Source organism: Streptomyces griseus (assembly GCF_900460065.1).
Classification (GTDB): domain Bacteria; phylum Actinomycetota; class Actinomycetes; order Streptomycetales; family Streptomycetaceae; genus Streptomyces; species Streptomyces griseus.
In genome coordinates, this window is the sequence record NZ_UAVD01000029.1 from 634632 (window position 1) to 647917 (window position 13286).

Consider the following 13286-nt stretch of genomic DNA (forward strand, 5'->3'; position numbering starts at 1 on the left):
ATGAGCACCCACCGCGAACGCCTGCCGCTGACCGAGGCCCAGCTCGGTCTCTGGTCCGCGCAGCGAATCGACCCGGCGAGCCCCGTGTACCTCACCGCGGAGTACGTCGAGTTGACGGGACCGCTGGACGAGCGGGCGTTCGTGGCGGCCGTGACCCGGGCCGTCGGCGAGGCCGACGGCCTCTCCGTACGCTTCACCGCCGACGGCGACGACGTCCACCAGGAAACCGGCGCGATCCCGCCGACGGGTCCCGGCCTCCACGACCTGCGCACGGCCGAAGACCCGGGCACCGCCGCCCTGGACTGGATGGAGGAGGAACGCACCGCCCCGGTCGACATGGAGCACGGCGCGCTCTACCGGCACGCGCTCCTGCGCACCGGCGACGAGCGCTGGCTGTGGTACCACCGCTGCCACCACATCCTGCTCGACGCCTACGGTTACGCCCGCGTCGCCGAACGCGTCGCCGAGCTCTACGGCCACGCGTGCGCGGGCACCGAACCCCCCGCGTCCCCGTTCGCCCCGCTGCGCGACGCGGTCCAGGAGGACCGGCGCTACACGGACTCCGAACAGCACGCCGCCGACGCCCGGTTCTGGCAGGACCTGCTCGCCGACCGCCCGCACCCGCCGACCCCGGCCCGCACCGCACCCACCCGCGTCGCCCCCCGCTCCCTGCGCAGCCGCCGCACCCTCGGCGCCGCCGACGCCGAACGGCTCGCCGCCTTCGCCCAACGGTCCCGTGCCACCTGGCCCGAGGCCGTGACCGCCGCGTGGGCGCTGTACCTGACCCGCCTCACCGGCACGCCCGAAGCCGTCATCGGACTCCCCGTCAGCAACCGCACCGGCAGCGTCCTCGCCCGCACCCCCGTCACCGCCGTGAACGTCGTACCGCTGCGGGTCGCCGTCGACGAACGGGAGCCCGTCGGCGACCTCCTGCGCCGTGTCACCGCGACCCTGCGCCGCCAGCGCCGCCACCAGCGCTACCGGGGCGAGCGACTCCGCCGCGACCTCCAGCTGTTCGGGCACGGGCGGCGGCTCGTCGGCCCCCAGCTGAACATCAAGCCGTTCGCCACGGACCTCGCCTTCGGCGACTGCGCGGGCACGGTCCACTCGCTGGCCGCCGGAGCCGTCGAGGACCTCAACGTCACGGTGGGCGGACGGGGCGGCCCGGACGGTCTCACCGGCCTCGACCTCGTGCTGGACGGCAACCCCGACCTGTACGGACCCGCGGAGCTGGACGCCCACCTGCACCGCTTCGCCACCCTCCTGGACCGGCTCTCCCGCGCGGAGCCCGATCTCCCCGGGGCCCGCGTCGGACTCCTCGACGAGCCCGAACGCCTGCGCGTCCTGGAGGAGTTCAACGCCCCCGACGACGGGGACGCCGAAGCCGCCCCGGCCCCCGACCTCGTCGAGGGCTTCACGGACCAGGCCCGTCGCACCCCGCACGCGGTGGCCCTCCGCTGCGGCGACGCCCACCTCACCTACGCGGAGCTGGCCGACCGGGCCGGCCGGCTCGCATCGGCCCTCACGGCCCGGGGCGCGGGCCGGGGCAGCCTGATCGCCGTCGCCCTTCCCCGGGGCGAAGCGCTCCTGGTCGCGCTGCTGGCCGTGGCGTCGGCCGGCGCCGCATACGTCCCCCTGGACCCGCGCTACCCGGCCGACCGGCTGCGGCACATGCTGGCGGACAGCCGCCCCCTCCTCCTGGTCACCGACCGCGCCCACCCCTGGGGCGCGGATCTGCCCCGGCTCACCGTCGCCCTGGACGGAACACTCCCCGACGCGACCCCGGGGGCCGGTACGGAGTCCCTGTCCGCGCCCGCCGACGGCGTCCCGGCGGGGCCGCCCCGTTCCGGCGACCCGGCGGACCGCCGGCCGGGCGACCCGGCCTACGTCATCTACACCTCCGGATCCACCGGCCGCCCCAAGGGCGTCGTCGTGCCCCGCCCGGCCCTCGCCAACCTCCTGGCCGCCATGGGCCGGCTGCTCGACCTGTCCGGCGAGGACCGCCTGCTCGCGGTCACCACCGTCTCCTTCGACATCGCCGCCCTCGAACTCTTCGTTCCGCTCCTCGCCGGGGCCACCGTGGTGCTCGCGGCCGACGACGACGTGAGCGACCCGTTCGCGCTCTCGGCGCTCATCCGGTCGAGCGCGCCCACCGTGATGCAGGCCACCCCCTCGCTCTGGCGCGTCCTCGCCGAGGCGGCCCCCGACGCCCTGGGCGGCCTGCGCGCGCTCAGCGGGGGAGAGCCGCTGCCCGCCGACCTCGCGGACGTCCTGTCCCGGCACGCGAACGGCCTCGTCAACCTCTACGGGCCGACCGAGACCACCATCTGGTCCACCGCGGCCGTCCTCCACCGGGGCACACCGCCGCACGTCGGCCGGCCCGTGCGCCGCACCCGCGCCCACGTCCTGGACCGCACCCTCGCCCCCGCCCCCGTGGGGGTCACCGGGGAACTGCACCTCGCGGGTGACGGGGTCGCCGACGGCTACCTCGGCCGCCCCGCCCTCACCGCGACGCGTTTCGTCGCCGACCCCTTCGGGGCGCCCGGCGCCCGGATGTACCGGACCGGCGACCTGGCCCGGTACCGCGACGACGGCACACTGGAAGTGCTGGGCCGCGCCGACAGCCAGGTGAAGATCCGCGGCCACCGCGTGGAGCCCGGCGAGGTCGAGGCCGCCCTGCTGGCACACCCCTCGGTCGCGGAGGCCGCGGTCGCCGCCGTCCCCGCGCCGGGCGGCGACCTGACGCTCGCCGCGTACTGCGTGCTCACGCGTACGGGGAAGGAGCCCGGCGCGGGGGCGGCGGGCGAGGGCGATTGGGCCGACCCGCTGCGCCACGCGCTCGCCGAGCGGTTGCCCGAGCACCTGGTGCCCGGGCACTTCGTGGCGCTGGAGCGGCTGCCGCTGACGCCGAACGGCAAGACCGACCGGGCCGCCCTGCCCGCCGTCGCCCCCGCCGCCGCTCCCGGGGCCGGACGCGCCCCGCGGGCAGGGGCGGAGGCCCTGCTGTGCGACCTGTTCGCCGCGGTGCTCGGCCGGAGCGAAGCATCCCCCGACGACGACTTCTTCCTCCTCGGCGGCCACTCGCTGTCCGCGGCCCGACTGGTGACGGCCCTCCGCTCCCGCACCGGCGTCGAACTGCCCGTACGGGCCCTGTTCGACCACCCCACCCCGGCCCGGCTGGCCGACGCCCTGGAGCGGGTGGGGGGCCTTGAGGGGCCCGGCCGGACCGCCGGCGCGCCGCCGCTGGTCCGGCGGCCCCGGCCCGCGCGACCGCCCCTCTCCTTCGGGCAGCGGCGGCTCTGGTTCCTCGCCCGCAGCCAGGGCGAGGACGGCTCGTACAACATCCCCCTCGCGATCGACGTCGCGGCCCGGCTCGACCCGGCCGCACTGCGCCGCGCGCTCGGTGACGTCGCCGCCCGCCACGAGATCCTGCGCACCGTGCTCCCCGTCGAGGACGGGGAGGCCTGGCAGCAGGTGCTGGACATCACGGCGGCGGAGCCCGGACTGGCCGAAGCCCACGTGCGGGAAGCGCGGTTGGGCGAGCGCGTCAGGGCGGAGGCCGCCAGGCCGTTCGACGTCGAACGCGAAACCCCGCTGCGTGCCGTGCTGTTCACCGTGGAGCCGGATCCCGCCGAACCGGGCTCTGCCGAACCGGGGCCGTGCGGGGCGGAGACCGTCGCGCCGGTCCGGCAGACCCTGCTGCTCGTCCTGCACCACATCGCCGCCGACGAATGGTCGCTGCCGCTCCTCCTCGACGACCTCGCCGCCGCCTACGCCGCCCGCCTGGACGGCAGCGACCCCCACCCGCCGCGGCTGCCCGTGGACCACATCGACTTCACGCTCTGGCAGCAGGACCTCGTGACCGCGCGCCAGGAAGCTGACGCCCAGTTCTGGCGCACCCGGATGCGGGGAGCCCCCGAACAGCTGACCCTGCCCTGGGCCCGGCCCCGGCCCGCCCGCACCGGCGGCCCCGCCCGCACCCACGACTTCGGCATCGACGCCGAACTCCACCAGCGGGTCAAGGCCTTGGCCCGGCGCACCCGCACCACCACCTTCATGGTGCTGCACGCCGCGTTCGCCGCCACCCTCTCCCAGCTCGGCTGCGGCGACGACCTCGTCATCGGCACCCCCGTCGCGGGGCGCGACGACGAGGCGCTCCGCGGCAGCGTCGGCTTCCTCATCAACACCCTTCCGCTGCGCACCCGTCTGGACGCCACGACCGGCTTCCTCGACCTGCTGGAGCGGACCAGGGACGACGACCTCGCCGCCCTCGCCCACCGGAGCCTCCCGCTGGAGCGCATCGTGGCGGAGGTCAACCCGCCCCGACTGCCCGGCGTGAGCCCGCTGTTCCAGGTGCTGTTCGCCGTACGGGAGGAGTTCCCCGACCGGGCCGTGCTGCCCGGCCAGACCGGCCGGCCCCGTCTCGTCGCGACCGGGGCCGCCAAGTTCGATCTCCAGTGCACCGTCAGCGAGGACCCGGCGACCGGTGCGACCGGGCAGCTCGAATACCGCACCGAGCTGTGGGACGCCGCCGCGGCCGACCGCTTCGCCCGGGCGCTGCTGCACGTCCTGGACCAGCTCACCGCCCATCCCGAGCGCCCCGTCGCCACCACCCCCACCGGGGCCGGGGGAGCGGTCGCGGCACCGGAGCCGCACCCCGTCCCGGCCACCTCGCTCGCCGAGCTGTGCGCCGCCCAGGCCGCCCGGACCCCCGGCCGAACCGCCCTGGTCAGCGGAGCGGACGAGATCACCCACGCGGACCTCGACGCGCGGTCCGCCCGGCTCGCCCGGCTGCTGGCCGACCGCGGGGCCGGCCCCGGCGCCCTCGTCGGCGTCAGCCTGCCCCGGGGCGCCGACCTCCTCGTCACCCTGCTCGCCGTCGCCCGGACCGGGGCCGCCCACCTCCCCGTCGACCCCGGCTTCCCCGCCGAGCGGATCCGGATGCTGCTGGCCGACGCCGCACCGGCGCTCCTGGTCACCGACCGCGCCACCGCCCGCACCCTCGACGCGGACCCGCGCAGCGTCCTCCTCCTGGACGACCCCGCGACGGTGCGCGCCGCCGCCGGGGCCGCCCCGCTCGCGCCCCGGGCCGCCCACGGTGACGCACCCGCCTACGTCATCCACACCTCGGGCTCCACCGGCCGCCCCAAGGGCGTGGTCGTCACCCGGGCCGCCGTCGTCAACTTCCTGCTCTGCCTGGCCGACACCCTGCGGTTCCACGGCCGCGAACGGCTCCTCGCGGTGACCACCGTCGGCTTCGACATCGCCGTCCTCGAACTGTTCCTGCCGCTGGTCACCGGCGCTACGGTGATCCTCGCCGACCGGGAACAGGTCCGCGACCCCGCGCTCCTCGCGGAACTGATCGACACCGCCCGCCCCACCGCCATGCAGGCCACCCCCTCCCTGTGGCGGGCCCTCCTGGACACCGCCCCCGACGCGGTGCGCGGGCTGCTCGCCCTCGCCGGGGGCGAGGCCCTCGCCCCCGACCTCGCCCGGCGGCTCGTCGCCCACGGCGCTGACCTCGTCAACCTCTACGGCCCCACCGAGACCACCATCTGGTCCACCGCCGGCCGCCTCGACGCGACGGACGCCGAGGCCCCGCACGTCGGGACGCCCCTGTGGAACACCCGCGCCCTGGTCCTCGGACGGGGTCTGGTCCCCCTGCCCGTCGGGGTGACCGGCGAGCTCTACCTCGCGGGCGACGGCCTGGCCCAGGGCTATCTGGGCCGCCCGGGACAGACCGCCGAGCGCTTCACCGCCGACCCCTGCGGCCCGCCCGGCAGCCGTATGTACCGCACCGGCGACCTCGCCCGGCTGCGCGCCGACGGCGCCCTGGAGATCGTCGGCCGCGCCGACCACCAGGTGAAGATCCGCGGCCACCGCGTCGAACCCGCCGAGGTCGCCGCCGCACTCCGCGCCCACCCCGCCGTCGAGGACGCCGCCGTCGTCGCCCACCGCGGCCCCGCCGACCCGGCGCCCCGGCTGATCGCCCACCTCACCGGACTCACCGGCTCCCCCGAGGCCCGGACCGCCACCGCCGCCCGGATCCGCGAGGAGCTGCGCGCCGTGCTCCCCGGCCACCTCGTACCGGACCTCTGCCTGCCGCTCGACGCCCTGCCGCTCACCCCGAACGGCAAGCTCGACCGGGCCGCCCTCCCCGCACCCCGGCCCGCCGCCGCACCCGTCGGACGCGCCCCGGCCGGGCAGGGGGAGGAACTGCTCGCCGCACTCTTCGCCGACCTGCTCGGCCTCGAACAGGTCGGCGCGGAAGCCGACTTCTTCGCCCTCGGCGGCCACTCCCTGCTCGCCGCCCGGCTCGCGGTCCGGGCCGCCGAGGCGCTGGGCCGGCCGCTCTCCGTCCGGCAGATCTTCGACACCCCGACCGTCGCCGCGCTCGCCGCCCGGCCGGCGGCCCCGGAGACCGCCCTGCCCGCCCTCGAACCCGTGCCCCACGAGGGGCCGTTGCCGCTCTCGCCCGCCCAGGCGAGGCTGTGGTTCCTGAGCCGGCTCCAGCCCGGCACCGCCTACCACCTGCCCTTCGTCCTGACCCTCACCGGGGACGTCGACCACGACGCCCTGGCCGCCGCCGTCGGCGACCTGGCCGAACGGCACGCCGTGCTGCGCACCGTGTTCCCCGCGGCCGACGGGGCGCCCGTCCAGCACATCCTGGACCGGCCCGAACCGGTCCGCCGCAGGACCGCCCGGAGCGCCGAGGAAGCGGAGGAGCTGCTCGGCGCACTCAGCGCCGAGCCCTTCGACCTGGCTGCCGAACCGCCCTTCCGGGCCACCGTGCTGGCCGAACCGGACCGGACGAGGGTCCTGCTGCTGATCCATCACATCGCGGCCGACGAATGGTCCGTGGAACCCCTGCTCACCGACCTGTCCGCCGCCTACCGGACCCGGCTCGCCGGAGGGCCCCCCGGCCTGCCGCCGCTCGGCGTCGCCTACACGGACTACGCCCACTGGCAGCACGCCCTCCTGGACGGCGGACACCTCGACGGTCAGGCCGGCTTCTGGCGGCGGACGCTCCGAGGCGCACCCGCCGTCCTCGACCTGCCCACCGACCGTCCCCGGCCCGAAACCCCCACCGGCCGCGGCGGATTCGTCCCCTTCGCCCTGCCCGACGAGGTCGCCTCCGGTCTGCGCGCCCTGGCCGCCGACGCCGCAGTGACCCCGTTCATGGTCACCCAGGCCGCGCTGTGCGCCCTGCTCGCCGGGCTCGGGGCCGGGGACGACATCCCCCTCGGCGTCCCCACCGCAGGCCGGGGCGAACGGCGCACGGAGGAGCTGATCGGCTTCTTCGTCAACACCCTCGTCCTGCGCACCGACCTGTCGGGCGACCCGACCTTCCGTGAACTCCTCGCCCGGGTCAGGGCGGTGGACCTCGACGCGTTCGACCACGCCGAACTGCCCTTCGAGCGGGTCGTGGAGGAGCTCAACCCCGAACGCGGCCCGGCCAACCCGCTGTTCCAAGTGATGCTGACGTACCAGAACCGCACCTCGGTCCCCTTCACCGCACCCGGCGTCGACGCCGCGTTCACCCTGCGGGAGACGGACACCGCGAAGTTCGACCTCATCGTCGGTTTCACCGACCACCTCGCCGACGGCTCCGTCGACGGGGCGATCAACTACAGCGCGGACCTGTTCGACGCCACCACCGTCCGGGCGCTCGCCGACCGGCTGGTGGCCTTCCTCGCCCGCGCGGTCGCCCGTCCCGACACCCGCATCGGCTCCATCGGGCTCCTGACCGCGGGGGAGGAGGACACCCTCCTGCGCCGGTGGAACCCGGCCGGCGACCACCGGGGCGCCCCCCCGGTCCTCGACCGGTTCGCCCGCGCCGCCGCCGACCACCCCGCGGCCCCGGCGCTCACCGATGGGGGCGACACCCTCACGTACGCCGAACTCGACGCCCGCACCAACGCGTTGGCGCGCCTGCTGATGTCGTACGGGGTCGGACCCGAGGACCGGGTCGCCCTGCTGCTGCCCCGCTCGGCGACCCTCGTGGAAGCGGTACTCGCCGTCGCCAAGACCGGGGCCGCCTACGTCCCCGTCGACCCGGCCCACCCCCGGGACCGCATCGCCTGGACCCTGCGGGACGCCGCCCCCGCCCTCGTCGTCACCGACAGCGCGACCGCCGGCCGCACCCCCGCCACCTGCACCGCGCCCGTCATCGTCCTGGACGAGGAGCCCCATGCGGGGAGTCGGCTCCGGCAGCCGGACGGCCCGGTCGCCGACGCCGAACGCACCGGCCCGCAGCGCCAGGACAACGCCGCCTACCTCATCTACACGTCGGGCTCCACCGGCCGCCCCAAGGGCGTCGTCGTCACCGGCCGCAACCTCGCCCGCCTCTTCGACGCCACCGCCGAGGACGCCTTCGGCCCCGACGACGTCTGGACCCTCTTCCACAGCTACGCCTTCGACTTCTCCGTCTGGGAGATGTGGGGCGCCCTCCTGCACGGTGGCCGCCTCGTCATCGTCCCCGGCGCCGTCACCCGGTCCCCGGACGAATTCCTGGAGCTGCTGCACCACGAGGGCGTCACCGTCCTCAACCAGACCCCGTCCGCCTGCTACCAGCTCACCGAGGCCCTCACCGCCCCCGGTTCCCCCGGCCTCCCGCCCGCCCTGCGCCTCGTCGTCCTCGGCGGCGAGGCACTCGACCCCGCGCGCCTCGCGCCCTGGCTCCGGGACCCCGAAGGGCCCCGGCTGGTCAACATGTACGGGATCACCGAGACCACCGTGCACGTCACCACCCACGACCTCGCCCCCGGGACCCCGGCCCCGGGCGCGAGCCCCGTCGGCCGGGCCATCGACGACCTGCGCGTCTACGTGCTGGACCGGCGTCTGCGCCCCGTCCCGCCCGGGGTCGGAGGCGAGCTGTACGTCGCCGGGGCCGGGCTCTCCCGCGGCTACCGCGGACGCCACCCGCTGACCGCCGAACGCTTCGTCGCCGACCCGTTCGGCGCGCCCGGCACCCGCATGTACCGCAGCGGCGACCTGGCCCGCTGGTCCGCCGACGGCGTCCTCCACTACCTCGGCCGGGCCGACAGCCAGGTCTCCCTGCGCGGGTTCCGCGTCGAGACCGCCGAGATCGAGACCGTGCTGCGCGACCCGGGCGGGGCACGCTCCGCCGCCGTCCTCCTCCGTGAGGACCTGCCCACCGGACCCGGCCTCGTCGCCTACACCACGGGCGGGACCCCGGCCGACGCGCTGCGGGCCGCCTGCGCGGCCCGGCTGCCCGCGTACATGGTGCCGACCGCGTTCGTCGCCCTCGACCGGCTGCCGCTGACCAACAACGGCAAGCTCGACCGGGCCGCCCTGCCGCTGCCGGACACCGCCCCGGACGGACCGCCCACCGGACGCGCCCCCCGTACCCCCCACGAACACCTCGTCGCCCGGCTCTACGGCGAGGTCCTCGGCCGGGCCCCCGTCGCCGCCGACGAGGACTTCTTCGCCCTCGGCGGCCACTCCCTGCTGGTCACCCGGCTCGCCGGACGCGTCCGCGCCGAACTCGGCCTCGACGTCCCCGTCCGCACCCTGTTCGAAGCCCCCACCGTCGCCGCGCTCGCCGCCCGGCTCACCGGACTCACCCGCACCCAGGACGCCCGTGTCCCCGGCCCGGCGCCGGCCGCCGTACGCCCCGAACGGCTCCCGCTGTCGCCCGCCCAGGCCCGGCTGTGGTTCCTCCACCGGCTCGGCGGATCCGCGCTCACCTACGCCGTACCGCTGCTGCTGCGGCTGCGCGGCCCCCTCGACGAGAGCGCCCTCGGCCGCGCCCTCGCCGCCCTCGCCCGACGCCACGAGATCCTGCGCACCTGCTACCCCGAACACGAGGGACGCCCGGTCCAGCAGGTGCTGCCCGAGGCCGCCCCCGTACCCCTGGCGAGCGCGCTGCTGGACGGCGAGAGCGCCCAGGACGCGGCGCGGCGGCTCGCGGCCGAGCCCTTCGACCTGGCCGACCGGCCCCCGCTCCGCGCGCATCTGCTCACCGGACCCGGCGACGAGCGGTCCCTGCTGCTCCTGGTCCACCACATCGCCTACGACGAAGCCTCCACCGGGCCGCTCGTCCGGGACCTCGCCCGGCTGTACGCCGCCGAACTCGACCCGGACCACGGGGCGCCCGAGCCCCCCGCCCTCCAGTACGCCGACTACACCCTCTGGCACCGGGAGGCGACCGCGGCCCGGGAGGACGGGCTGCTGGCCTACTGGCGCACCGCGCTCGCCGGAGCCCCCGAGGAGACCTCCCTCCCGCTGGACCGGCCCCGGCCCGCGGAGGTCGACGAACACGGGGACTCCGTCGAGTTCACCGTCCCCGCCGACCTCCACCGGGCCGCCGCCCGCCTCGCCCGCGACAACGGCGCCACCCTGTTCATGGTGCTCCAGTCCGCCCTCGCCGTCCTGCTCACCGGACACGGAGCGGGCCACGACCTGCCGATCGGCACCCTGCTCAGCGGCCGGGGCGAGAGAGCGCTGGAGGAACTGCCCGGCCTGATCGCCAACACCGTGGTCCTGCGCACCGACACCTCCGGCAGCCCCACCTTCACCGAACTCCTCGCCCGGGTCCGCGCGGTCGACCTCGACGCCTTCGACCACGGCGACCTGCCCTTCGAGCGGCTCGTCGACGCCCTCGCCCCGCAGCGCTCCCTCTCCCGCCACCCGATCTTCCAGGTCGCCCTGATCCACCAGAACGCCCCGCACCGCACCCTCCCCTTCGGGCCGGCCACCGTCGAGGCGGAACTGGTCGAGACCCGCGCCGCGAAGTTCGACCTGACCCTCGCCGTCGTCGAGGAACCCGGAACGGACGGGCTGCGCGCCGCTCTCAACTACCGCACGGCCCTCTTCGACCGCCCGACCGTCGAGGCCCTCGCCCACCGGCTGACCACCCTGCTCCACCGGCTCTGCACCCACCCCGGCCTCCCCGTCGACCAGGTGCCCGTCCTGGACGAGGCGGAGGCACGGCGGGTGCTCACCGCCTCGGCCGGCCCCCACGTCCCGCTGCCCGGGCGCACCCTCGTCGACCTGGTACGCGAACAGGCCGCCCGGTCCCCGGCCGCCGAGGCCCTGCGCGACGGAACCCGCAGCTGGAGCTACCGCGAGTTCGACACGGAGGCCGACCGGCTCGCCGGACTCCTCGCCGAACACGGCGTCCGACGCGGCGACACCGTGGTCGTCGCCGTGCCCCGCTCCGCCGAACTCGTCCTCGCCGTCCACGCCGTCCAGCGCGCCGGGGCCGCCTACCTGCCGGTCGACCCCGCCCAGCCGGCCGCGCGCGTCAGCTCCCAACTCCAGGACGCGGAAGCGGTCCTGCTGATCACGGACCCCGCCGCCGCCCTGCCCGGGGAAGCCGTCGGCGGCCTGCCCGTACTCGACGTCACCGCAGACGAGGTGCCCCGCTTCACCACCGTCCTCGACGGGCCCCGCCCCGCCGACCCCGCCTACCTCCTCTTCACCTCCGGCTCCACCGGCCGCCCCAAGGGCGTCCGCGTTCCGCACGACGCCGTGGCCAACCGGCTCCGCTGGGCCCAGGACGCCTACCGGCTCACCGAGGAGGACCGCGTCCTCCTCAAGACCCCGGCGACCTTCGACGTATCCGTCTGGGAACTCTTCTGGCCGCTGCTCGCCGGCGCCACCCTCGTCACCGCGGGACCCGACGACCACCGCGACCCGGTCGCCATCGCCCGGCTCCTGCGCGAACACCGCGTCACCACCGTCCACTTCGTGCCGTCGATGCTCGCCGCCTTCACCGGCACCGCCGCCCCCGCCGACTGCGCGACCCTCCGCCGCGTCCTCGCGAGCGGCGAGACCCTCACCCCGGCCGCCGCCGCGGGACTGCTGCGACTCGCCCCGGGCGCCGAACTGCACAACCTCTACGGGCCGACCGAGGCGGCCGTCGACGTCACCGCCCACCCCGTCACCGCCGCCGACATCGCCTCGGGACGCCTCCCCATCGGCCGCCCGGTGTGGAACACCACCACCCTCGTCCTGGACGCGCGGCTGCGCCCGGCCCCGCCCGGCGCGGCCGGCGAGCTCTACCTCGCCGGAGCCCAACTGGCGTACGGCTACCACCGCCGCGCCGCCCTCACCGCGACGCGCTTCGTCGCCGACCCGTACGGCCCGCCCGGCAGCCGTCTCTACCGCACCGGCGACCTGGCCCGGCTGCGGGCCGACGGGGCACTGGAGCACCTCGGGCGGGTCGACGACCAGATCAAGCTGCGGGGCCAGCGCGTCGAGCCCGGCGAGATCCGCGCCGTGCTCGACGCCCACCACGGGATCGCCGCAGCCGCGGTGGTGGCCCACGAGGACACCGCCACCGGCGTCACCCACCTGATCGGCTACGTCGTCCCCCGGACGGGGGAGGGCGCGGCGCTCCCCGCCGGTCTGGCGGAACACCTCGCCGCCCGGCTCCCCGCCCACCTCGTCCCCACCGCCCTCATCCCGCTGCCCGCCCTGCCCGTCACCGCCAACGGCAAGCTCGACCGCGCCGCGCTCCCGGCCCCGCGCCTCACCTCCCCGGAGACCCGGACCGCACCCCGCACGGACGAGGAACTGCGGCTCGCCGCCCTCTTCGCCGAACTCCTGCGGACCGAGCACATCGGCGTCGACGACAGCTTCTTCGCCCTCGGCGGCGACAGCATCCTGTCCATCCAGCTCGTCGCCGCGGCCCGCAAGGCCGGACTCCACTTCACCCCCCAGGACGTCTTCCGCCACCGGACCGTCGCCGGCCTCCTCGCCGTCGCCGAACCCACCACCCCGGCGGCCCCGCCCCGCGCCCTGCCCGCCGCACCGGACGACGGGGCCCCCGGCCGGCCCACCCCGCTCCAGGAAGGACTGCTGTTCCTCTCCCAGTACGACGGCCCGGGGTCCACGGGCGCCGGTGACCCGCTCGACGTCTACCACGTCCAGGTCGCCATCCGTCTCACCGGAGACCTCGACACCGACCGCCTGCGCACCGCGCTGCGCACCGTCGTCCGCCGCCACGCGCCCCTGCGCACCGCGTTCACCGGAGACGGGAACGGCTGGACCCAGCGCGTGCACACCGACCCCGAGCCGGAGTTCGCCGTCCTGGACCTGCGCCGCCGCAAGCCCAGGGAACAGGAGCGCCGCGCCGCCCGGCGGGCCGACGACGAGCGCCGCCGCCGCTTCGACCTCTCCGCCCCGCCGCTGCTGCGCGCCACGCTCGTCCGACGCCCGGAGACCTGCGAACTCGTCCTCACCGGACACCATCTGGTCCTCGACGGATGGTCGTTGCCCCTCCTCGTCCGCGAACTCCTCCACACCTACGCGGAACG

Annotated in this window: 1 protein-coding gene (only partly in view); it reads left to right on the forward strand. The window is 76.5% G+C overall.

Going from position 1 to position 13286, the window contains the following annotated elements; translation table 11 throughout:
* Nucleotides 1-13286: the 5' portion of a non-ribosomal peptide synthetase gene (locus tag DTB53_RS22650; protein ID WP_042495437.1), read on the forward strand. It continues 4135 nt past the right edge of the window; the window shows 13286 of its 17421 coding nt (coding positions 1-13286); its start codon is at nt 1-3; the stop codon falls past the right edge of the window.